This is a genomic window from Mesorhizobium sp. M1322 (assembly GCF_040318085.1).
GTDB lineage: Bacteria > Pseudomonadota > Alphaproteobacteria > Rhizobiales > Rhizobiaceae > Mesorhizobium.
In genome coordinates, this window is the sequence record NZ_JAMYLP010000037.1 from 23,674 (window position 1) to 47,090 (window position 23,417).

Annotated in this window: 16 protein-coding genes; 8 read left to right on the forward strand and 8 right to left on the reverse strand. The window is 62.8% G+C overall.

What is annotated here, in order from left to right:
• Positions 1–10: 10 nt before the first annotated feature.
• Both NKH12_RS15800 and NKH12_RS15805 read right to left on the reverse strand, forming a co-directional pair.
• Complete coding sequence (locus NKH12_RS15800; protein WP_352953984.1) at positions 11–2,065, reverse strand: bifunctional aldolase/short-chain dehydrogenase; 2,055 nt, start codon at positions 2,063–2,065, stop codon at positions 11–13.
• 84 nt (positions 2,066–2,149) lie between these two features.
• Positions 2,150–3,115 (reverse strand): sugar-binding transcriptional regulator, encoded by a 966-nt coding sequence (locus NKH12_RS15805; protein WP_352953985.1) that lies wholly within the window; start codon positions 3,113–3,115, stop codon positions 2,150–2,152.
• A 178-nt stretch (positions 3,116–3,293) separates the two neighbouring features.
• Here NKH12_RS15805 and NKH12_RS15810 point away from each other — a divergent pair, with 178 nt between their 5' ends.
• The 4 genes from NKH12_RS15810 (at position 3,294) to NKH12_RS15825 (ending at position 6,173) form a co-directional block, all read left to right on the forward strand.
• Complete coding sequence (locus NKH12_RS15810) at positions 3,294–3,539, forward strand: type II toxin-antitoxin system ParD family antitoxin (RefSeq protein ID WP_352953986.1); 246 nt, start codon at positions 3,294–3,296, stop codon at positions 3,537–3,539.
• A 2-nt stretch (positions 3,540–3,541) separates the two neighbouring features.
• Positions 3,542–3,871 (forward strand): type II toxin-antitoxin system RelE/ParE family toxin, encoded by a 330-nt coding sequence (locus tag NKH12_RS15815; RefSeq protein WP_352953987.1) that lies wholly within the window; start codon positions 3,542–3,544, stop codon positions 3,869–3,871.
• 58 nt (positions 3,872–3,929) lie between these two features.
• Complete coding sequence (locus NKH12_RS15820; RefSeq protein WP_352953988.1) at positions 3,930–5,585, forward strand: acyl-CoA synthetase; 1,656 nt, start codon at positions 3,930–3,932, stop codon at positions 5,583–5,585.
• Between the two features lie 132 nt (positions 5,586–5,717).
• The gene (locus tag NKH12_RS15825) at positions 5,718–6,173 is read left to right on the forward strand and encodes a YkgB family protein (RefSeq protein ID WP_352953989.1); all 456 of its coding nucleotides are present in this window, start codon (positions 5,718–5,720) and stop codon (positions 6,171–6,173) included.
• A gap of 104 nt (positions 6,174–6,277) precedes the next feature.
• Here the strand turns inward: NKH12_RS15825 and NKH12_RS15830 are convergent, their stop codons facing one another.
• Both NKH12_RS15830 and NKH12_RS15835 read right to left on the reverse strand, forming a co-directional pair.
• Positions 6,278–7,201: a PhzF family phenazine biosynthesis protein gene (locus NKH12_RS15830; protein ID WP_352953990.1), complete on the reverse strand. Its 924-nt coding sequence runs from the start codon at positions 7,199–7,201 to the stop codon at positions 6,278–6,280.
• 59 nt (positions 7,202–7,260) lie between these two features.
• Positions 7,261–7,614 (reverse strand): VOC family protein, encoded by a 354-nt coding sequence (locus NKH12_RS15835; protein WP_352953991.1) that lies wholly within the window; start codon positions 7,612–7,614, stop codon positions 7,261–7,263.
• A gap of 319 nt (positions 7,615–7,933) precedes the next feature.
• On the opposite strand from NKH12_RS15835, the gene NKH12_RS15840 reads away from it, so the two are divergent.
• The 4 genes from NKH12_RS15840 to NKH12_RS15855 all read left to right on the forward strand — a co-directional run bounded on the left by NKH12_RS15840 (position 7,934) and on the right by NKH12_RS15855 (position 14,727).
• Positions 7,934–8,542 (forward strand): TetR/AcrR family transcriptional regulator, encoded by a 609-nt coding sequence (locus NKH12_RS15840; protein ID WP_352954005.1) that lies wholly within the window; start codon positions 7,934–7,936, stop codon positions 8,540–8,542.
• A gap of 79 nt (positions 8,543–8,621) precedes the next feature.
• Positions 8,622–9,761: an efflux RND transporter periplasmic adaptor subunit gene (locus tag NKH12_RS15845; RefSeq protein ID WP_502910801.1), complete on the forward strand. Its 1,140-nt coding sequence runs from the start codon at positions 8,622–8,624 to the stop codon at positions 9,759–9,761.
• A gap of 248 nt (positions 9,762–10,009) precedes the next feature.
• Positions 10,010–13,165 carry an efflux RND transporter permease subunit gene (locus NKH12_RS15850; RefSeq protein WP_352953993.1) on the forward strand — a complete coding sequence of 1,052 codons (3,156 nt, stop codon included), beginning with the start codon at positions 10,010–10,012 and terminating at the stop codon, positions 13,163–13,165.
• 68 nt (positions 13,166–13,233) lie between these two features.
• Positions 13,234–14,727 (forward strand): aldehyde dehydrogenase family protein, encoded by a 1,494-nt coding sequence (locus NKH12_RS15855; protein ID WP_352953994.1) that lies wholly within the window; start codon positions 13,234–13,236, stop codon positions 14,725–14,727.
• Between the two features lie 165 nt (positions 14,728–14,892).
• On the opposite strand, the gene NKH12_RS15860 is transcribed toward NKH12_RS15855, so the two are convergent.
• From NKH12_RS15860 to NKH12_RS15875, 4 genes are all read right to left on the reverse strand, one after another.
• Positions 14,893–16,602 carry a trimethylamine N-oxide permease gene (locus tag NKH12_RS15860; RefSeq protein ID WP_352953995.1) on the reverse strand — a complete coding sequence of 570 codons (1,710 nt, stop codon included), beginning with the start codon at positions 16,600–16,602 and terminating at the stop codon, positions 14,893–14,895.
• A 443-nt stretch (positions 16,603–17,045) separates the two neighbouring features.
• The gene (locus NKH12_RS15865) at positions 17,046–19,415 is read right to left on the reverse strand and encodes a trimethylamine N-oxide demethylase (protein WP_352953996.1); all 2,370 of its coding nucleotides are present in this window, start codon (positions 19,413–19,415) and stop codon (positions 17,046–17,048) included.
• A 368-nt stretch (positions 19,416–19,783) separates the two neighbouring features.
• Positions 19,784–20,413 carry a sarcosine oxidase subunit gamma gene (locus NKH12_RS15870; protein ID WP_352953997.1) on the reverse strand — a complete coding sequence of 210 codons (630 nt, stop codon included), beginning with the start codon at positions 20,411–20,413 and terminating at the stop codon, positions 19,784–19,786.
• Entirely contained in the window at positions 20,406–23,384 is a 2,979-nt protein-coding gene (locus NKH12_RS15875; protein ID WP_352954006.1) for a sarcosine oxidase subunit alpha, read from the reverse strand. The genes NKH12_RS15870 and NKH12_RS15875 overlap by 8 nt, the downstream gene beginning before the upstream one ends.
• Positions 23,385–23,417: the final 33 nt, after the last annotated feature.

Genomic DNA, 23,417 nt, shown 5'->3' on the forward strand with positions numbered 1-23,417 from the left:
TGGGCTGTTTTTACCTCAGCGCCGCGGCGATGTTGCCGCCATCCACCGTCGTCACATCGGCGGTGGTCCGCTCGGCCAACGCCTGATGCAGGAAGGCCTGGGCCACGTCTTCGGCCGTCACCTCCTGGCCGAGCAGATTGCCCGCCATGTATTCCTTTTCCGACGCGCCGCGCGCGCCCGAGCGGCTGGCGATCATGGCGTCGGTCAACAACCCCGAACGGATGCGGTCGGCGTTGACGGCATTCGAGCGTATGCCATGGGCGCCGTAGTCGAGGGCATACTGCCTGGACAGGAACAGCGTCGCCGCCTTCGGGATGCCATAGGCGCCGAACTTCGGACCCGGATTGATCGCCTGCTTGGAGGTGTTGAACAGGAGGACGCCGCCGGTGCCCTGTTCGAGCATGATCCGCACCGCGTTCTGCGCCGCCGACTGGTGGGCGAAGAAATTGAGCTCGAAGCTCTTGCGCAAAGTGGCGTCGTCGAGCTCACCGATCCTGCCTTCCCAGGCCGCTCCGGCATTCGAGACGAGGATGTCGAGGCCGCCGTAGACCGTGACCGCCTTGTCGAATGCCGCGCGCATCTGCGCCAGATCAGTGATGTCGGCGCCGATGCCGATCGAACTGTTGCCGGCCTTTTTTGCTGCCTCGGCGGCCCTTGCCGCGTCGAGATCGACGACGACGGCATGAGCGCCGTTGTCTGCGAACAGCTTGGCCGTGGCGGCACCGATTGCGCCGGCGCCGCCGGTGACCAGCACAATCTGGCCGGTCAGTGGCTTCGGCTTATTCGAGGCGAGCTTGGCCTGTTCCAGCGACCAGTATTCGAGCGGAAACAGATCGGCTTTGGACAGCGGACGGAAATCGCCGACCGCCTCGGCTCCGCGCACCGCCTCGATCCACATTTCACCGACGTCGGAGGCGATCTTCGCATCCTTGAGCGTGCGGCCATGGCCGAACATGCCGAGGCCCGGCACTAGCGTCAGGCGCGGCATCTGGTCGAGCATCGTGCGCTTCACATCGTCGAGCGCGTCATTGGTTTCGAAGTAGGCGCGATAGTCCCTCGCGAATTTCTCGACATGTTGGCGGATGACGGATTTGTAGTCGCCGATCTTGTCTGCGTCGGGCGCCGGCAGCGCCATCGGTCCGGTCTTGATGCGGATCGACAGGTCGGGCGTCGACACGCCGCGCCCGGCATAGTCGGCAATCCTGGCCGAATTGATGAAATCGACGATCGCCTCTGACGTGCGGAAATCGCTGATCATGCGATCGAAGCGGCCTTCGCCGCGCGCCACCGCCACGGCGCCGCGCAGCATCGGCGCGATATCCGCAGGCTTCGCCAGCCTGGCCGGCAAGGCCGCTTTTTCGGCGCGCGGCTTGCCGTGGCTGGCGATGAAATCCTCGGCGACGTTCACATAATGGATCATTCGGTCGTAGGCCTGCTTGGCATCGTCCCCGAAAGTGAAAATGCCATGCTTGTCGAGGATCAGGCCTTCGACCGTCGGGTCGGCATCGAAGACATCGGCCGCCGCCTTCGCCAGGTCAAAGCCCGGCATGATATAAGGCACGAACCCCATCTTATTGCCGAAGACCTTCTTGCTCAGCGCCTCGCTGTCGTCCTGGTCGACAATGGCCAGGACGGCGGTCGAGTGCGTATGGTCGACGAATTTATGCGGCAGGAAAGCGTGCAGCAGCGTCTCGACCGAAGGGTTCGGCGAAGACGGATCGATGAGGTTCACCCGTTGCAGGGCGACCATATCCTCGTCGGAGAGTTTTTTGAGCGATCGCGCCTTCAGCAGCGCGCCGAGCTTGACCGCCGGCAGGCCCTGCGGCTCGATGACGCCCATGTCCCAGCCGCTGCCCTTGACGCAGAGCACGTCCCATTCGTCGCCGACAAGATCGGTGGCCTTCGTCTTGCACGATGTGTTGCCGCCGCCATGCAGGACAAGCCGCGGTTCGCCGCCCAGAAGCCTGGTCGTATAGACGCGCAGCGCCAGGTCGCGGGCAACACCCTTGTTTGCATAGTCGGCAACGATTTTCTCCGCGTCGCCATCGTTCCACAGGTTCTTCATGTTCGCTTCGTCCGGTTTCTCTTGTTTGTGAACAGGAATGCCGCGACGCCTTGATGACAATGCGCCCGCGGCGGCTTGTGTTCTCTAGGCGACCTTTTCCGCTGCCGGTCCGGCATGATCGAGCAGCCGTCGCGCCATCCGAGCGCCAACCACCAGATGCGTGCACAGCCCACCCGCGATCGCCGCCACCAGCGGTCCAAACTTGCTGTCCTCCTGCACCACCACCAGGCGCTTTTCAATCTTGCGCAGCGATGACAGCTCCGCCGAAATGATCCGCCGGTTGTAGCTGCAGTCGAGCGCCTTGCCTTGCGCGTCGATGATCTGCCCGGCGATGACGCCGGCAGCGCCGGCGCGGCGCAGCACATCCATTTCGCTCGCAGTCAGCGCGCCGCATTTGACGACATGGCTGTCGGCGTCGACGGTGCCGACCGAGTAAAGCGCCAGATTGCACGCACTGATGCCCGACAACTGCTCACGGATCACCGGCTCGGCGCGCAGGCCGCGCGCCAGTTCTTCCGTCGTCAGCACCAGCGGCGCATAGAAGTTGAGCCCCTTGGCGTTGAGCCGGCGCGCGATTTCCATGGTGCATTGGTCGGGCCGGTACGAATAGGGGGCTCCCAGATTGCCGCAGAGCTGCACCACCGTGACATCCTGCAGATCGGCATAGGACATGATGTCGGCGATCGTATAGATGGTCCGTCCCCAGGCGACGCCGATGCGATCGCCCTTCTTGATCAGCTCGAGAAAGACGCTGGCCGCCAGCACCGCGATGTCGGTTGCCGGATCGGCGACATGGCCGTTTTCCGGCGCGATCCAGACCCCGTCGAGCTTCAACGCGTCTTCGAGCTTGCGCGCCATGACATCGTCGGTGAAAAGCTGGGTCGAGGTCGAGATGTTGACGATGCCGGTCTCGCGCGCCTTGCGCAGATACATGGCGACCGAGGCTCGGGAAATCTTGAGCTGGCTGGCCACCTGGTCCTGGCGCAGGCCGTGGGCATAGTAGAGCCAGGCGGCCTTGTGAATAAGCTGTTCTGCCGGTCGGATCGCCATGCCATCTCCTTGCTGACATTATTCATGGCTCTCGACAAAAGTCAAATTGAGTAAGGACGTTGATCGCTTTTTCACGTGTTGACGAAGCAGGTTCGGGAATTCCGTTCATGTAGCGATGTCAGTAATTGCGCATTCATTGTTATTACAGTACCATTTTTACCAAACAGGAGGTTCGAGAATGAACGTATCATTGGGAGACCGCTGGGAGACCTTTGTATCCAACATTGTGAAGCGTGGCCGCTACGGCTCTGCCAGCGAAGTCGTGCGCGAGGGCCTGCGCCTGGTCGAAGAACGCGAGGAAAAGCTGAAGGCGTTGCGCGCCATGCTGGACAAGTCGTTTGCTGACGACGGCGAAGCGACCGAGCAGGATATCGACGCGGCTGTGGAAGCCAAGGCTGAGCAACTCGCAAAGGAAGGCTTCTAGGAGTGCCACGGCTGCGTATGTTGCCGTCGGTACAGACAGATTTGGTCAATATCTTTGAATACGTCACTCGCGAAAGCGGCAGCCTGGTGCTTGGCCGGCGTTTTGTGGATGCTCTGCGCCAGAAATGCCGTGATCTGGCGAGCCTGCAGGCGACGATCGGTCGTGCTCGCCCTGATCTCCGGCCGGACATCCGGAGTTTCGCTTTCCGGGGATACGTCATTTTCTTCCGCTATAATGGAGATTGCTTCGAGGTGGCGAACATCATCGAAGGGCATCGCGACATCAATGCTTTATGGTCAGAAGGCGAAGGCGGGCAGGGGCGCCAGGAGTAGCTGAGGCGGCCTCGCTCGCCAGCGTCCCGAAGCGTTCGATAAACATGGGGAGGACGGGATGGGCAATCCCTACGAACAGGATCTCGGCAGGAATCCAGCCAATTACCAGCCGCTGACGCCGCTCAGCTATCTGGAGCGGGCGGCAAAGACCTTTCCCGACCATGTCGCCATCATCCATGGTCGCCAGCGCACGACCTATCGTGATTTCTGGCGGCGGTCGCTGAAGCTTGCCATGGCGCTGCACAGGCGCGGCATCGGCAAGGGTGACACCGTCACCGTCATGCTGTCCAACACGCCGCCGATGCTGGAAGCGCATTTCGGCGTGCCGATGACCAAGGCGGTGCTGCATTCGCTCAACACCCGCCTCGATGCCGCGGTCATCGCCTTCCAACTCGACCATGCCGAAACCAAGGTGCTTGTCGTCGATCGCGAATTCGCAAATGTCGTCAGCGAGGCGCTGGCGCTGGCTAAGGTAAAACCGCTGGTCATCGACTACGACGATCCCGAATACGCTGCCGACGCCCCATATCACAAGGGCCAGCGGATCGGCACGCTCGACTACGAGAACTTCGTCGCAGGCGGCGACGAGGATTTCGCCTGGTCGATGCCCGACGACGAATGGGACGCGATCTCGCTCAACTACACGTCCGGCACCACAGGCAATCCGAAGGGCGTCGTCTATCACCATCGCGGTGCGGCACTGATGGCCTACGCCAACACCATCCATGCCGGCATGGGCAAGCATGCGGTGTATCTGTGGACGCTGCCGATGTTCCACTGCAATGGCTGGTGCTTTCCGTGGACGCTGGCCGTGCAGGCCGGCACCCATGTCTGCCTGCGCTGGGTGCGGCCGAAGCCGATCTATGACGCCATCGCCGATCACGGCGTCACTCATCTGTGCGGCGCGCCGGTCGTCATGTCGGTGCTGATCAATGCCAGGGACGAGGACAAGCGGCAATTTCCGCAGACGGTCACCTTCAGCACGGCCGCAGCACCGCCGCCGGAAGCGGTGCTGTCGGGCATGGCCGATGCGGGCTTTGCGGTCATCCACCTCTATGGCCTGACCGAGACCTATGGCCCGGCCGTCGTCAACGAATGGCATGGCGAATGGGACGGGCTCGACAAGGGTCTCAGGGCGGCGAGGAAGGCCAGGCAAGGCGTGCGCTATGCCGCGCTCGAGGATTTGACGGTGATGGACCCCGAGACGATGGCGGAGACGCCGGCTGACGGCGAGACGATCGGCGAGGTCATGTTCCGCGGCAACATCGTCATGAAGGGCTATCTAAAGAACCGCAAGGCGAGCGACGAGGCCTTTGCCGGCGGCTGGTTCCATTCGGGCGACCTCGGTGTCATGCATCCCGACGGCTACATCCAGCTCAAGGACCGCTCCAAGGACATCATCATTTCCGGTGGCGAGAACATCTCATCGATCGAGGTCGAGGAGGCGCTCCACAAGCATCCTGCCGTCGCCTCCTGCGGCGTCGTCGCTAGGCCCGACGACAAATGGGGCGAGGTGCCGGTCGCCTATGTCGAGCTGAAGCCGGGCAGGACGGCGACCGAAGCCGAGATCATCGATCACTGCCGCGCGCTGCTCGCCCGATTCAAGGTGCCGAAAGCGGTGATCTTCGCCGAAATCCCGAAGACCTCGACCGGCAAGATCCAGAAGTTCAGGCTGAGGGAGATGGCGAATGGGCAGGCAGGTCAGGACCCATAATCCGTGTCAGCCCAGCTAAGCCCAACATGAATGGAGCAAAAAAGATCCCTCAGTGTCGGATCGAGTGCCTCCCGATCGTCCTCGATACAGAACCAAGCTGACGGAAGAAGATCTAGCAGGAGGAGCATTCCGATGGAGAACACCGCGGTCAGCAAAGCCGGGCGGATCCTCGCCCTGATCGGGGTCATACTGCCGCTTCTCATGATCGGCGGGATGAAGTTCACGGCTGTTGAGATCGAGGCGTTGAGGCCGCTGATCGGCGGCACGCCTTGGCTCGCCTGGATGTATCCGGTATTCGGTGAAGCTGGTGCCTCTTATGTGCTTGGCGTCGTCGAGATCGCGACCGCTCTTCTGCTGATTGCCTCTCCCTGGTCGACGCGCGCCGGTGTGGTCGGCGGGGCATTGGCCGCGCTGATTTTCCTGGTCACCTGTTCCATCATGGTTGCTCTGCCGATCTGGGAGCCTGCGCTCGGCTTTCCCGCGCTCGGTCCTGCCGGTCAGTTCCTGATCAAGGACATTGCGCTGCTCGGCATCGCGCTTGTCATACTGGGCGAAAGCCTGAACAGACTAAACAGATCGGCTACCTAAGCGGATCCAAGTCGAAGGCGTGGCCGACCACGTCATCCGCATAGCCGCGCCAAATGGGACGGGCACAGGTTCGCCGCGGCCACCGGACTACACCTTCGACTAGACTAGATCGAAAAAGCCCCGCTCGCCACCACGATGCCGCGTCCAGAAACGCTCACTGAGCCGGCGTCTACATCTACCTCGATGATGCTGGTACGTCCGAGCGCCGTGCCTTGCTCGATCTTGATTACGCCGGGCTGCGTAAGACCGTGTGCAACGAGATGTGCGGCGAGCGGACCAGCCGCCGTACCGGTTGCCGGATCCTCGGAAATGCCGACAGTCGGGTTGAAAAAGCGTGCATACGCCGTGGTTTCGGGCTGTCGCGGGTCGAGTGAGAAGACGTAGCAGCCTTCCCCACCGACCTCGTTGAGCAGGTCGAAAAGCTGTTTGGCATCCGGCGAAATCCGGTCGACGGCTTCGCGATCGCGGATCGGCACCAGGAGATGGGCAGCACCGGTCGAGACCACCTGGCAAGGCACGACGTCCGCGGCTATTTCTTCAGTATTAAGGCCGAGTGCCGTGGCAAGAGCGCCAAGGTTTGAGAGCTGCCGGCCGGCCACCGGGGCTTCTTGCTGCATAATGATCTTTTCGAGTTTCCCTTGGCTTTGCCAGATAGCCAATGGATATACCAAGTCGCCGATCTGTTGGTGAAACCATGTTGGGCCATCGCCCAGATCGAGCCGCCCCGCTGCAGCGAGCCACCACCAAGCCCCTAACGTATTGTGGCCGCCTGCACCGAAAACCTCTACGCCTTTCGGCGTGAAAGAGCGCAACCTCCAATCGGCGTCCGCCCGGGTCGCCGGCAGGACAAAGGTGGTCTCGGACTGATTGAACTCACGGGCAATGTTTTGCATGAGCTCGAGCGCCAACTCGCCACCGCCGTCGACCACCGCAAGTGAATTGCCCGTCAGCGGCTCTACCGCGAAGACATCGACGAAATGAAATGGAATTGTTCTGCTCATGTTTTCCTCCGCTGGCCGCGGGCCCATTTCAGTCGTTCGGCTGAATGTTTGGAAGGCCGCCAATGTCGCGCATTGCAGAACAATCTCTAGCGAAGATGCGAAAGCACGTTGAGCAGTTTGCCGGTCGGGTCGGCAATGAAGAAACGTCTTACACCCCACGGTTCATCGGTCAAATCATAGACCACTCTGCAACCGATCTCGCTTGCGCGAAGATACACTTCGTCGACATTGTCGACCTCGATCGACAGATCGGGTACGGGGGTGCCTGAGCCGCCCTCGCTGGCGATGCTGATTTGCGGGATGGTTGTCTCCCTGGATGCCAGCGTGACGAGCCACCCGTGGTCCATGACGGCATCGAGCCCGAACAGGTCGGTATAGAACTTCCGAACATCCGGAATGCTGTCTGTTGCGATATTCGTGACGATGCGCAGTACGGTCATTCCGTATCTCCTACACAGCTTGCCATATCTCCACAGCTTGAATGGTAGCGCATAGCTGCGCGCTGCGGAGCACGTCTCGAACAAAATAAGACGCCGATCACCTGAGCCGCAGAGTGCCGAAGATGGATCTTGAAGGACCGGCGGGGGTGCCTGTGCACGGCCCGCAGCAGGCTTCGTTAACGCTGTTCACGCCCAGGTTGTGTCAACAGATGTCACCTGTCGTCCAGAAAGGTAACATCACATGTTGACAGGCAGGTGATTTCGAATTACGAGTGACGAAATTCAAAATTCGTCACTCGTAATGAGCTAATGATAAATGATGCATGAGACCCTCGACACGACGGCTGACCTGATCCGGCAGGAGAATGTCGCGCGCATCCTCGATTGCGCAGAGCGACTGTTCCGCCACTACGGCTACGGCAAAACCAATGTCGCCGACATAGCGCGTGAACTCGGCATGTCGACGGCCAACATCTACCGTTTCTTCGCCTCCAAGGTTGAGATCCACCAGGCCGTTTGCGGCCGTATGCTCGCTACCTGCTATCAACTGACCTACGACGCCTGCCATAGCCCCGGAACGGCCAGCGAAAGGCTTCGCCGCTATGTGCAAACGCATTATCAGTGGACCCGCGACACCATGCTCGACCAGGAGAAGGTGCACGAAATGGTCGTCGTTGCCATCGAACGCGATTGGCATGTCATCGAGAAGCATATCGACAGGATCCGCGGCCTGGTGGAGGAGGTGATCCGCGAGGGAATCGCAGCAGGCGAGTTTGTCGACCAGGACCCGGAAGTCGCTTCACGATGTTTCGGCGCCGCTATCATCACCCTCTGTCATCCGCAGATGGTCGCCCAGTGCCTTGCCAAGAAGAACCGGGCGATGCCGGACGAGCTTATCGAGTTTGCCATCAGGGCTTTGAAGAAATGACCGTTTCCGCCTGTCGGGCGGCGATGTCGCAATCCATATCCATTTCGGGAGTACGCAAGTGCCTTTGTCCAAATCCATCATGAACAGGCTGCCGGCCATTGGTCCAGCTCTGGTCGTCGTCGCGGCGCTTGGGCTCGCCGGCTGCTCGCAAGAAAAAGTGGAAGTCAAGGACATCGTCCGGCCGGTCAAGGTCGTCGAGATCGCCAAGGCGGACGATATTCGAGAGCTTTCCTACTCCGGATCGGTGCGCGCCCGCACCGAGATGAACCTTGGCTTCCGCATCAACGGCAAGATCACCGAGCGCTTGGTCGACATCGGCCAGCGCGTGAAGCCGGGCGACGTTCTGGCCCGCGTCGATCCCGCCGACTACGACCTTTCGGTCAACAGCGCGGAGGCCAGCCTCGAGGCGGCCGAGCGGCAGGTCGAGACGACAGGCCTTGCCCGCCGTCGTGCCGAACAGTTGTTTGCCAAGAACTTTGCATCGAAATCGCAGCTCGAACAGGCGACGCTCAGCTATGATCAGGCGGTCGCCACCCGAAATTCCGCCCGCTCATCGCTTGACCAGGCGAAAAACCAGGTGCTCTACACCGAACTCAAGGCGGACAGGAACGGCATCGTCACGGGAGTCGCCGCCGATGTCGGTCAGGTGGTCGGCTCCGGCACGCCGGTTGTGACCGTTGCCGTCGATGGCGAAAAGGAAGTGTTGATCGCCATTCCGGAAATGGATATCGCCCAGTTCAAGCCGGGCAAGAACGTCAAGGCAAGCTTCTGGTCCGACGATGCGCTGACGCTCGACGGCAAGGTCCGTGAAGTCGCCGGCAGCGCCGATCAGCAGTCGCGTACTTTTGCCGTCCGCGTCAGCCTGCCCAACGATCCGCGCGTGCTTCTCGGCATGACCGCGAACATCGAGGCTTCGGCGGCCAACAACAGCCCGCAGAGCGTATCGATCCCGTTGAGCGCGCTGGCGCAAAAGGAAGGCCAGCAGATCGTCTGGACCGTGGACCGCAACGGCGAGACCGTCCATGCGCGTCCGATCAAGGTCGCCGAATTCACCGCCGACGGCGTGCATGTTGCCGAAGGATTGAACCCCGGCGACGTCGTCGTTGCGGCGGGCACGCAATTCATGACCGAAAATCTGAAGGTCAAGCTGACCGGCGATGCGGTGCAACAGTCCGCATCGGCGGACAACGATGGCGACGCCGCCAAACGCGTGCGCTGACGGCCAAGAATAAAACGGCTTTTCCTCGCAGCGGCGCAAGCCGCGAGGTCAAGCGGTTCACGGTTTCCGGGCGGCAGGTGCCCGATTGTCGAGACTTCAGGTCGATGTAACCCCCCACATCGATCCTCGCGTCCCCACAGCGATGAGTGTCTCTCCGCTCGGAAAGCCTCGCCGCCCGGAAGCCAGCATTAGAAGTTCTGTGGCATGCCATGTGCGTGCGCTGACGATCAGACAAATGGACTGGCGCTATGACCACCGATACCACCGACACCAATGAAAAGCGGCCCTTCAATCTTTCGCGCTGGGCCATCGGGCACCCGAGCATCGCGCGGTTCCTGTTCGGCCTGATCATCGTTGCCGGGGCGCTCGGCCTGATGCGCATGGGCCAGAAGGAAGATCCGGATTTCACCTTCCGCGTCATGGTCGTCCAGGCGGTGTGGCCGGGTGCCTCGATCCAGGAGATGGAGGACCAGGTCGTCAACAAGATCGAGCGCAAGCTGCAGGAAACGCCGCATCTCGATTTCGTCCGTTCCTACACGCGCGCCGGCAGCGCCATCATCACCTTGCAGGTGGAAGGCGACACCAATCCCGAGCAGGTCGCGGACGCCTTCTATCAGGTGCGCAAGAAGGTCGGTGATATCGCCAACGAGCTGCCTCAGGGGCTGCTCGGGCCCTATTTCAACGATGAGTTCGGCGACACTTTCATCACCCTGCATTCGATCAGCGGCGACGGCTACAGCTATCCCGAGCTGAAGAAACTGGCCATCCAGGCGCGTGACATGCTGCTGACGACGTCCGGCGTCGAAAAGGCCGTGATCATCGGCGACCAGCCGGAAAAACTCTACATCGACGTTTCGTCCAAGGTGCTTGCCGAGCGCGGCCTGACGCTCACCGATCTGCAGAACGCGATCAAGGGCCAGAACAATGTCGATCCGGCAGGCTCGGTCGATACCGGCCAGCGTTCGGTGCGCATCTCGGTCGAAGGCAACGTGACGGAGGCGGCCGACATCCGTGAACTTCGCCTGCGCGCCGGCAATCAGGTGACGCGCCTCGGTGACATCGCCACCGTGACCACAGGCCTCGAGGATCCCTATCAGCGCAAATACCGCTTCAACGGCCACGACAGTGTCCAGGTCGGTGTCGTCATGGCCAAGGGCTTCAACGTCACCGATGTCGGCAAGGAGGTCGAGGCGACCTATCACCGCTTCGAAGAGGCCTTGCCTTACGGCGTTTCGGTCGATCAGATCGCCGACCAGCCGGAAGTCGTGCGGGAAGCGGTGAGCGAGTTCATGAAGGCGCTTGGCGAGGCGCTGCTGATCGTGCTTGTCGTCTCGTTCCTGACGATCGGCTGGCGTTCGGGCCTGGTGATCGCGATCACCATTCCGCTCGTTCTGGCCGCCACCTTCGCCATCATGTACGAGATCGGCATCGATCTGCAGCGAATTTCGCTCGGCGCGCTGATCATCGCGCTCGGCCTGCTCGTCGATGACGCGATGATCGTCGTCGAAATGATGGAGCGCAAGCTCGAGGAAGGACTGGTCAAGATCGAGGCGGCGAGCTTCGCCTATACCTCGACGGCCTTCCCGATGTTGTCCGGCACGCTGATCACCACCGCCGGCTTCATTCCGGTCGGCTTCGCCGCTTCGACGGCCGGTGAATATGTGCGCACGCTGTTCTACGTCGTCGGCATCGCGCTGGTCGTGTCCTGGTTCGTGGCGGTCTACTTCACGCCGTGGCTCGGTCACATGATCCTCAAGCAGCGGGAACACGCCGGCAAGCATCACGATGTCTTCGACACGCGCTTCTACCGCCGGCTTCGCGCCACCGTCGGCTGGTCCGTGCGTCACCGCATCATCGTGCTGGTCATGACGCTGGTGACCTTCGCCACCAGCCTGTGGGCGTTCCAGTTCATCCCGCAGAACTTCTTCCCGCAGTCGTCGCGTCCGGAAATCCTTGTCGACCTCTGGCTGCCGGAGGGCACCAGCATCAAGGAAGTCGAGACGCAGGCCAAGGCGCTCGAAACCAGGATGATGGACGACAAGGACAAGCGCTTCATCGCCACCTATATCGGCGAGGGCGCGCCGCGCTTCTTTCTGCCGCTCGACCAGCAGCTTCGCAATCCGAACTTCGCTCAGCTTCTGGTGATGGCCAATGACGAACCGGCCCGCGAGCGGCTGATCGTCAAGCTGCGCACCATTTTGGCCGAGGATTTCCCGTCGGTCCGCGCCAAGGTCGATCGCCTGTTCCTCGGGCCGCCCACGGGTTGGCCGGTGCAGATGCGCGTCATGGGCCCGGACCGCCAGGAGGTGCGCCGCATCGCTGATGAGGTGAAGGCGAAGTTCCAGGAAAATCCGCTGCTCGGCGCCGTTCACGACGACTGGCTGGAGCCGGTGCCGGAGATGAAGCTGGTGATCGACCAGGATCGCGCCCGTGCGCTCGGCGTCACCTCGCAACGCATCCGCCAGATGCTGCAGGCGACCATGTCGGGGGCGCCGCTCGATGATTTCCGCGACGGCGAGGAAACCGTTTCGATCGTCGCCCGCGAACCGGAAGCAAGCCGACACCTGCTGTCGGCGGTCGACTCCGTCTCTGTCCCGACGGATTTCGGTGGCTTCGTGCCGCTGTCGCAGGTCGCCAAGGTCCTTCCGGTGCTGGAGCAAGGCGTCGAATGGCGGCGCGACCGTCTGCCGACCATCAGCGTGCGTGCCACGCTGCCGGATGGCGTGCAGTCGAACGATGTCGTCATGAAGATGTACAGCGAGATGCAAGGCCTGCGCGACGGTCTGGCGCCCGGCTACAATATCGAGATCCAGGGCGGCGCCGAGGATTCGGCCGAAAGTCAGGCCTCCATTGCTGCGAAAGCTCCAATCATGCTGGCCGTCATCGTCGTGCTGCTGATGATCCAATTGCAGCATTTCGGCAAGGCGATGCTGGTGCTGGCGACCGGTCCGCTCGGCATCATCGGCGCTGCTGCGGCGCTTTTGATCAGTGGCGCGCCGTTCGGCTTCGTCGCCATCCTCGGCGTGATCGCGCTGCTCGGCATCATCATGCGCAACTCGATCATTCTAGTTGACCAAATCGACCAGGATATAGCGGCCGGTATGGAGCGCTCGGAGGCCATCATTGGCTCGGCGGTCCGCCGGTTCCGGCCAATCATGCTGACGGCGCTGACGGCGGTCCTGGCGCTGATCCCGATTTCGCGCGGCGTCTTCTGGGGTCCGCTCGCCTATGCCATGATGGGCGGCATCCTCGTCGCCACCGTGCTCACCATCCTCGTCCTTCCGGCAGGCTATGCCTTGTTCTTCGGCAGGGAGCGCAAGAAGGCCGAGGATGCGGAGCAGGCGGCCGAGCCGGAGCTGGCAGAAAACGACGCCAGGCCGCGGCTGGCTCTGGCGGCCGAATAGAGCTGTTGGTAGACGTGACGTCCAGGGATTAAATCCGCCCACCGGCAGGAGCGCTGGAGAAGGACGTCATGACTATAGCTCAGACACCGGCGGCGCTGCGCCAGCCGATCGACGGACGTCACCGCCAGATGTTCGTCGATGGCGCCTGGGTCGGCGCCCGTTCGGGCCGCACCATGGAGACCCGCAATCCGGCCACCGGCGCGGTCATTGCCACCGTGCCGCGCGGCGACCGCCAGGATATCGAGCTGGCGGTGGCCGCGGCGCGCAGGACCTTCGACGGGCCGTGGAGCCGATATAAGCCCTATGAGCGACAGGTGCTGCTCCTCAGGATCGCCGACCTCTTCGAAAAACACTGGGAGGAGATCAGTCGCTCGGACACGACCGACATGGGCATGCCGATCGTGCGCACCCTGGCCAACCGCAACCGCGTCATCGGTATGCTGCGCTATTACGCCGGTATGGCGACGTCCCTGCATGGCGAGACGGTCGAGAACTCGCTGCCGGGCGAAATCGTCTCCTTCACGCGCAAGGAGCCGGTCGGCGTCGTAGGCGCCATTATCCCCTGGAACGCACCGACGGCCGCTTCGATCTGGAAGATCGGGCCGGCGCTTGCCACCGGCTGCACGGTGGTGCTGAAACCTTCCGAAGAGGCGCCGCTGACGCCGCTTCTGATCGCCGACATCATGAACGAGGCTGGCGTTCCGCCAGGCGTCGTCAACATCGTGACCGGCATCGGTGCCGAGGCAGGCGCAGCACTTGCCGAGCATATGGGCGTCGACAAGGTCGTCTTCACCGGCTCGACGGCAACGGGTCAGTCGATCGTCCGGGCGTCGGCCGGCAACCTCAAGCGCGTCTCGCTGGAGCTCGGCGGCAAGTCGCCGGTCATCGTCTGCGCCGACGCCGATCTCGACAGAGCGGTGCCGGTGGCGGCGATGTCGGTGTTCGCCAATTCCGGCCAGATCTGCATCGCCGGCTCGCGCCTGTTCGTCGAACGCTCCATCCATGATGAGTTCGTCGCGCGGCTGGCCGCCTATGCCGAGGGTCTCAGGATCGGCGACGGAATTGACCCGGCCACCGAAATCGGCCCGCTCGTCTCCGAAAAGCAGCTGCAACGGGTCGCCTCGTATCTCGAGGCTGGCATGGCGGAGGGCGCGACCCTCGTCACTGGCGGTGAACGCCTTATGGGGGGTGCGCTGGCCGCCGGCAATTTCGTCGCGCCGACGGTTTTTGCCGGCGTCTCGGACGACATGAGGATCGCGCGCGAGGAAATCTTCGGGCCAGTCATCTCGGCATTGCCGTTCGATACGCTCGACGAGGCGGTCGAGCGAGCCAACAACACGCCCTACGGTCTTGCCGCGGGGGTCTTCACCCAAAATCTCGCCACCGCGCACCAGCTTTCCAGGAAAATCCGCGCCGGCTCGGTCTGGGTGAACACCTACCACGCCATCGATCCGGCCATGCCTTTCGGCGGCTACAAGATGAGCGGGTACGGCCGCGAGGGCGGCGCCGAGCACCTCGACGAGTATCTCAACACCAAGGGCGTGTTCATCAAGATCGACTGAGTCTCACGCGGGATATGGCATGAAACGAAAAAACCCGCCTCGGCGGCGGGTCATCGGTGCCAATCGGCACTACAGCTAAGTCACTAGCATAACTGCCGGCACAAAGCAAGAACAACCGTGCAAGGGATCGAGCGCGCATCGCGCGCTCGATCTTTGAGGCGGAGGTCAGATGACGAACAGCCAGTTGGCGAGCAGCATCACCACGACGCCGGCGATCAGCGTCAGGTAGGGCAGGATGCCCGCCTTTCTGACGGCGAGATCGGATGAGGTCATGCCGAGATCCGCCAGCATGTGGTCGGGGAATTTGCCCTTGTCCTGGATGTAATGCCGGAAGCAGAACACCGGGATGATGAGGGCAGCCGTGATAAGCCCTGCCCACAGTGCCATCGGGTTCCAGACCTTTGCACCGGCGCCCATGAAGATCATGTTGACATAGGCAAGGATGGCGCCGAGGCCGAGCAGCCAGCTCGGTGCCTTCCACGGCCGCGCGATATGGCCGTTGTCGATGCGATGGATCCAGCCGGCATTGAGGTTGAGGAAGTTGAAGATGATGTAGCCGCAGTTCGACACGGCGAGGATGAAGAAGAAGCTGGTCGCGTCGGCCGAAGCGATGGCCAGCACGGCCAGATTGAAGATCAGGTCGGTCCACATGGCGCGGGTCGGGGCGCCATGCTCGTTGACGTGGCTGAGATAGCGCGGCAGCCAGCCGTCGACGGAGCCCTGATAGAGCGTGCGCGAGGACCCCGCCATCGCCGTCATGATGCACAGCACCAGTGCCAGGATCATCAGCATCACCAGCAGGCTATGGATCAGCTGGCCGCCGCCGACCATGCCGGCCAGGGCATCGGCAACGCCGGAGCCGTCGACGATCGGGGTCGCCAGCATGCCGTTCAAGCCGAGCACGCCCTGGAAAGTGAACGGCACCAGGATGAACAGCAGCATGCACAGCAGGCCGGAATAGAAGATCGCCTTGAAGGTGTCGGTGCCGGGGTTCTTGAACTCCGACGTGTAGCAGACGGCGGTCTCGAAACCGTAGGTCGACCAGGCGGCGATGAACATGCCGCCGAGAACGAGCGTCCAGCCGGCGATGTTCCACGCCCCGGGCTCCGGCGCGTAGGCGGCGGCCAGCGGCACCAGCGGCGAAAAATTCGCCCAGTCGATCTGGCCGGTGACGATCGGCACGACGCCGACAATCAGCATCGGAATGATCACGAACAGGCCGATATATTTCTGCACATTGGCGGTGCCAAGGATGCCGCGATGCTGGATGGAGAAGATGATCAGCATCAGCACTGCGCCGATGAAGAAGGTGGCGTTGAAGGTGAAGGAGACCGGGCCCAGCGTGTGACCGTAGAGCGTCCAGTTGCGGATCGCTGGTGTGGCGGCGGCGCTCACCGCCGCGATGGCGTCGGCGGCACTCGCCCCAGTATTAGCCGCGATATAGGCGACGACTTCCGGCGAGGTGTCGGTAAACAGCGGCACAGGCGCCAGCGCGTTGAGGATGTAGGCGGCGGCGATGGAGCAGCCGAGCGACAGCACCGGCGACCAGGCGAACCAGTTGCACCACACCGACAACGGCGCAATGAACTTGGAATAACGCAGCCAGGCGGTGGCGCCATAGATCGAGGCGCCGCCGGACTTGTTCGGAAACAGACCGGCTATCTCGGCATAGGTGAAGGATTGCAGGAAGCCCATGATCATGGACACGGTCCAGATCAGGAAAGCCAGCTTGCCGGTCGTGCCGGCAATGCCGCCGATCGAAAACAGGACAAGGGCTGGAACGCCGCTTGCCACCCAGAAGGCGCCGCGCCAATCGATATTGCGGTGCAGCTGCCCTTCGGCAGGCGGCACCAGGGCAGAGACTATCGTGGTCATATGCGTGGATTCCCCATTTTGATGTTCCCCATCGGCGACGCCGACACCTCGCGATGCGTCACCGACGCACGCGTTGAACGACCTCAGGCATTTTCCGGTCAGTAGTATTTTTTTCTTGGCAGTGAAGATTGATCGGTCACGCTTTCACGTCAAGCGTTTTGTGAAGCTGTGCACATCACGCTTGCGAAACACGTCGGCCTTCGTAACGCGGATCGCCAATTGTCAAAGCCCGCGCCGCCCCTCATTGCCCTGCCGGGCATTTCTCCCCGTAAACGGGGAGAAAGGGGCTGGCCAGAGCCTTGGTGCTTTTCTGCAACGCTCAAGATTGGCGAAACTGTCGATGGCAACGTCCTTCTCCCCGTCACTATACGGGGAGAAGATGCCGGCAGGCAGATGAGGGGCGGCGCAAACGTGCGGGAACGGTGACGGGCCTGAAACGATCGTCAGGAGCGCGGCTTGGTCTTTTGCGGATCGTAGTGGGCAAAGGCCACGACCCGCGCCGGCAGCCGCTTGCTGTGGCCGTCGAGCTTGCCGATCTCGACCTCGGTGCCGATGGCGGCGTGGCTGACGTCGAGCCTGGCCAGCGCGATGGTCTTGTTCAGCACCGGCGAGCGCATGCTCGAAGTGATTTCGCCGATCTGGGCGCGGCCGACATGGACGCAATCGCCGTGGCCGACGGCGACATTGGCGTCGATGTCGAGGCCGACCAGTTTCTTCTGCGGGTTTTCCTTGCGTCGGATCAGCGCCTCGCGCCCGATGAAATCGTCGGTCTTGGTCTTCAGCGGCACGGTGAAGCCGATGCCGGCCTCGAACGGATCGGTCTGGTCGGAAAACTCGTAGCCGGCAAAGATCAGCCCGGCCTCGACGCGAACCATGTCGAGCGCCTGCAGTCCCATCGGCTTCAAGCCATGCGGCTGGCCGGCCTCCCAGATGGCGTCGAACACCTTTTCGGCGTCGCGCGGATGGCACCAGATCTCATAGCCGAGTTCGCCGGTGTAGCCGGTGCGCGAAACGACGACGGGAATGCCGTTGCCGCCGCCGATGCGGGCGACGGCGAAACGGAACCATTCGAGTTCCTCGATCGACGGCTGCAGCGGCGAGGTCCAGATGACCTCCTTCAGGATGTCGCGGCTCTTCGGTCCTTGCACGGCGACATTGTGCATCTGGTCGGTCGACGAGCGCACCAGCACGTTGAGGCCGAGGCTCATTGCCGTCTCGCGCAGCCATTCGCCGGAAAGATCGTCGCCGCCGACCCAGCGGAAATTGTCCTTGCCGAGCCTGAGCAGCGTGCCGTCGTCGATCATGCCGCCATGCTCGTAGCACATGGCGGAATAGACGACCTGGCCGACGCCGAGCTTCTTGACGTCGCGGGTCAGCGTGTATTGCAGGAGCGCTTCGGAATCCGGACCGGTGACCTCGAACTTGCGCAGCGGCGACAGGTCCATGATCACGGCATCCTGCCGACAGGCCCAGTACTCGTCGATCGGGCCTTGCCTGGCGAAGGAATTGGCCAGCCAATAGCCCCTGTACTCGACGAAGTTGCGGGTGTGCTTGGCAAAGCTCGAATGAAAAGCGGTCTCGCGGGTCATTTTCGGTTCCGAATCAGGCGTCATGCGTCTGGCGATCGCTCGCGAGAATTTGTGCTGGCCGGAATAGGTCCGCACATGGATGTCGGTCAGGTTCCAGCCATTGGCCGGCGTCGTATCGTCGGGACAGGCGGACGAGACGCAGACGATGTCGGTCAAGGCGCGCAGCAGCACATAGTCGCCCGGCCGCGACCATGGCTCGTCGGAAACCATGACGCCATGCGCGTCGATCGCCGTGTTGAAGAAGAAATTGATCGCCATCCAGCCGGCGCGGGGGTTCACTCCCTTGTCCGACAGCGCGCGGTTGAAATTCTCCGAGCAATTGGGGTGACCGGGATAGCCAATGTCGTCGTAATATTTGGCGGCGCAAGCGAGCGCGAACGCATCGTGCCGGCCGCAAGTGTCCTGCACCACCTCGACCAGCGGGTCCATGTCCTGGTCGTAATATTTCGAGTGCAGGCCTGGCATCGGATAGCTCGAGCCCATCAGCGTGCGGGTCGTCGTCACGTCGAGCGGAAGGTCGCGCCCCTTGTCGAGCTTGCGTGCCGAAAAACACTGGAAGTCGGTGCATTGGCGCCCGTCGACATCGATGATCTGCAGATAGTCGCCTGCCCTAACGAGATAGGCTTCCGCCGTCGCCGAATGGACGCGCAGATCAAGCACCGGATCGGCCAGCGGATCGCCCAATTGCGACTTCGCCGCCGGACGGATCGTGGCGCGGCGGACGATGACGCTGAGCGGCGTCGCCGTGTCGTGGCCGTCGACCAGCATCGGCCCGCCCGGGGCGGCAATGAGCATCGAGCCGTCACGGGCGACAGCAAAACCCTGTTCGGTGCCGGCAGGGGTGGCGCCGCCGAAAACGCGAACCGCCGCTGGCTGGTCGAGCTGCACTTGGCGGCGCTCCAGCCCTAGGCGCAGCGCGGCCAGGTTGTCGTCGCCATCGGCCAGCAGCGCCTTGATGCCGGCGGCATTGCTGTTCGATTTCTCGCCGAAAATGCCGGCATCGGTCGCGCCGGTCTTGTCCCATGCCAGCAACTCGCAGGCTTGCCCGCCTTCGACATTGCGCACGCTGATCGTGTCGCCGGCCTCGATGTCGATGAGCACTGCGCCATTGCCGTGAACGAAATAGCGCTCCATGCCAGCCGGCAGCGCGATCTGGCCGGGCCGCAAGATGAGGCTCGGCCGGGGCGGTCCGGCGGCGACGGCGGGGTAGGGCGACTGGCTCATCTCAACCCCAGTTTCGAGAAACAAGTTTGCCTGTACGTGAAATTATTTTAGCGGCAAGAATAGCAGTGCTTGCAGTTTTGGCAAGGCAAAGGGGATGGGCTGGGCGCAATCGCTTGGGTTTGAGTTGGCCGATCGAGCTTATCTTCCAACCGTCGGCGCCGCCCCTCACCTGCCTGCCAGCATCCTCTCCCCGTAAACGGGGCGAGGGGCGCTCTCCTCGACGATTTCGCCAATCACCAGCGTTGCACAATAAGGCGCCGGCGTTGCGGCCAGCTTCTTTCTCCCCGTTAACGGGGAGAAATGCCCGGCAGGGCAATGAGGGGCAGCGCCGAGATATCAAATTGGCCCTCTTCCGGCAAAAATCGAGACTACCCCAATTCCTCCAAAAACCCGATGTCGACGCCGTATTCGGCGGCCGCGTCGAGCATCGTATGCCACAGCGTTTCGGCGAAGGTTGCAAACACCAAAAGGTTGAACACAGCCTGCCCATCCAGCCGGTCATCGCCACGCCAGAGATTGACGCTGGTATGGTCGATCGATGTCGCGGCAGCGGCGCCGATCGGAAATGCCGGCGGGTGCAGGTCGATCGACGACAATTTCGCCAGCATGGTGCGCGCCTTGGCTCCCGAGACGCTGATCCAGGCGCGCGCATGCGACTGATCGGACAGCGAGGCGGATTGCGAAAACGCCTGACTCAGCCTGTCCATCGCGTGTTTGCCGTCCTTCGAGAGGACGAGGAACTGATCCGGTCCCGACCAGATGAGGGTCACATCCGAAGCGCTGACCGCCTTCGGCACTTCCGGAGCCGCCATGCCGAAACGGGCCTTGGCGGCGTTTGCCAGTTCCGCCCCTTTGGCGCGCCGCGCCATGACCTGGACCAGGTCGAAATTGCGAACTTCTGTAAGCGAAATGCCCGGCGCGACGTCGCGAGCGCCATAGGCGCCTGCAACAAGCGCGTTCTCCAGCGGACTGCGAGGAAGCCACGAAAAATCAGCCACGCTGGCGCCCTCCATCCGGATCGTAGAAGACGGGATTGCACAGCTCGACATCGTAATCCTCGCCGCGCAGCGGGTCATGCGCATGGACGATCTCGCCGATCCGCTCGCGGCCGCGCTCGACAAGCGCCAGCCCGATCCACTGGTCAAGCGTCGGCGAGAAACAGACCGAGGTGACATAGCCCTGGTCGTTGGCGGAACCCGGTATCTCGCCCTTCGGAATGACATGCGCGCCGGAGCGCAGGCGGCGCGCTCTGTCCGTCGGCTTGATGCCGACCACGACCCGCCGATCCGCTGCCGCCAGCGCCTCGCGCCCGGCCATCACGCGGCCAACAAAATCCTTCTTGGTCGACATCATCTTGCCCAAGCCGAGATCGGCCGCTGTCGTCGTGCCGTTCAGTTCCGGCCCGGCGACATGGCCCTTTTCGATGCGCATGACGCCGAGCGCCTCAGTGCCGTAGGGCGTTACGCCGAATTGTTTGCCGGCCAGCATCAGATTGCGCACCAGCGCGTCGCCGTAGCGGGCCGGAACGGAAATCTCGAACGCCATCTCGCCGGAGAACGAAATGCGGAACAATCTCGCCTTGAGGCCGCCGCGCAGCGTGACTTCGCTTGCGCCCATGAACGGAAAACCTTCGTTCGATAGGTCTTCGGATTCATCAACTATCTGTTTCAGCAACTCCCGCGTCTTCGGCCCGGCGACCGAGAATTGCGCCCACTGGTCGGAGACGGAGGTCAGCTGCACGTCGAGTTCAGGAAACAGCACCTGCCGGCAGAATTCAAGATGCTGCATCACCGGTCCGGCTTTGGCGGTGGTGGTGGTCAAGAAATAGTGGTCCTCGGCCAGCCGCGACGTGGTCCCGTCGTCATAGACCATGCCGTCCTCGCGCAGCATCAGCCCATAGCGAGCTTTCCCCACAGCAAGACTGGAGAAGGTGTTGATGTAGACGCGGTCGAGGAAGGCGCCGGCATCCGGTCCGTGCACGTCGATCTTGCCGAGCGTCGAGACATCGCAGAAGCCGACGCCAGAGCGCACCGCCTTGACCTCGCGGGTGACCGATTCCAGCCAGTCCTTCTCGCCGGCGCGCGGATACCATTGCGCGCGCTTCCACAGGCCGGTGTCGACGAACACCGCGCCCTGTTCGGCTGCCCAGTGATGCGACGGCGTCAGTCTTGTCCCATGGAAGTTCTCATCGCGATGATGGCCGGCGAAGGCGCCGATGGCGACCGGCACGTAGGGCGGACGGTAGATCGTCGTGCCGGTTTCGGGAATGGATTTGCCAGATACCGCCGCCATGATGGCGAGGCCGGCGACGTTCGAGGTCTTGCCCTGGTCGGTGGCCATGCCGAGCGTCGTATAGCGCTTCAGATGCTCGACCGATTCAAAGCCTTCGCGCTGCGCCAGTTCGATGTCCGACGCGGTGACGTCATGCTGGTAGTCGACAAAGGCTTTGCCTTTGCCGGCGACATGCCAGAGCGGGGTCAGCGAAAAAGCTTCATCGTCGGCGAGTGGCGGCGTGCCGGGATTGCCACCGCGCCCAGCACTCTGCGCTGCCGCCGCACCGGCAGTAAATCCTTGGCGCAGGCAGGCGCCGAGCCCAAAAGCGCCGTTGGCGGCACCGGCGGCCTCCATGCCCGCAGGCGCGCCGTCCGGCACGAAGGCCGATATATCGCCCTGCCATTTCGGCCGGCCGCGATGATAGGACGTCAGCCCGACCGCCGGGTTCCAGCCGCCGGAAACGGCAAGCCCGTCGGCTTCGACCTCGGCGCGTGCACCGCCGGTGAGCGATACCGAGATTTTCCGGACGCCGTCCTTGCCGCCTTCGACCCCGGCGACCGAACCGTTCAACACCGGAAACTCGGCCTTGGCAGCAAGCGCGCGATGCGCAGCCGACACGTCCGGACGCGCATCGACGATCGCGGCGATCTGCAATCCGGCGCCAAGCGCCGTCTCGACCGTGCGCCAGCCATCCTCATTGTTGGTGAACAGCGCGATCCTCTTTGCAGGGGTTGCCGCATAGCGCGCGACATAGGCCCGCATCGCCGAAGCCATCATCACGCCGGGCGTGTCGTTTCCAACAAAGACGATCGGCCGTTCGATGGCGCCGGCGGCAACAATCGACCGCTTTGCCACGATCCGCCAGAGTCGCTGGCGCGCCTGATGCTCGGGCGGGGAGGGCAGGTGGTCGTTGACCCGCTCGATCCCGCCATAGGTGCCGCCGTCATAGACGCCGAACAGCGTCGTGCGGGTCATGATGCGGACATCGGGCAGGGTAGCGAGTTCGGCCAGGGTGCGGGAAATCCATTCGGCCGCCGGCATGCCGTCGATCGTGCCGCCATCGGCAAGCAGGCGGCCGCCGAGCGCAAAATCTTCCTCGCACAGGATGACGCGGGCGCCGCTGCGACCGGCGGCAAGTGCTGCCGCCAGCCCGGCTGGGCCGGAACCGGCGATCAGCACGTCGCAATACGCCCACGCCTTGTCGTAACGGTCGGGATCGGCAACGCCAGCTGCGCGGCCGAGACCGGCGGCGCGGCGGATCGCCGGCTCGTAGACCGCTTCCCAGAATTTTGCCGGCCACATGAAGGTCTTGTAGTAGAAGCCGGCGACGAAGATCGGCGCGAACAGTTGGTTAACCGCCATCAGATCGTGACGCAGCGACGGCCAGCGGTTCTGGCTGGCCGCTTCCAGACCGTCATAAAGTTCTGCCGTGGTCGCCTTGGTGTTGGGCTCGCGGCGCGCGCCCGTGCGCAGCTCGACCAGCGCGTTGGGTTCTTCCGAGCCTGATGTCAGGATGCCACGCGGCCGATGGTATTTGAACGAGCGGCCGACCAGCTTGACGCCATTGGCGATCAGTGCCGAGGCAAGCGTGTCGCCCTGGAAGCCGGCAAAGGTTTTGCCGTCGAAGCGAAAGTTCAGCGGCGCCGAGCGGTCGATGAGACCGCCCGATGCGAGACGATGGGGCTGGCTGGAGATCACGGCTGCCGGCCTTCCATCGCTTCAACCTCA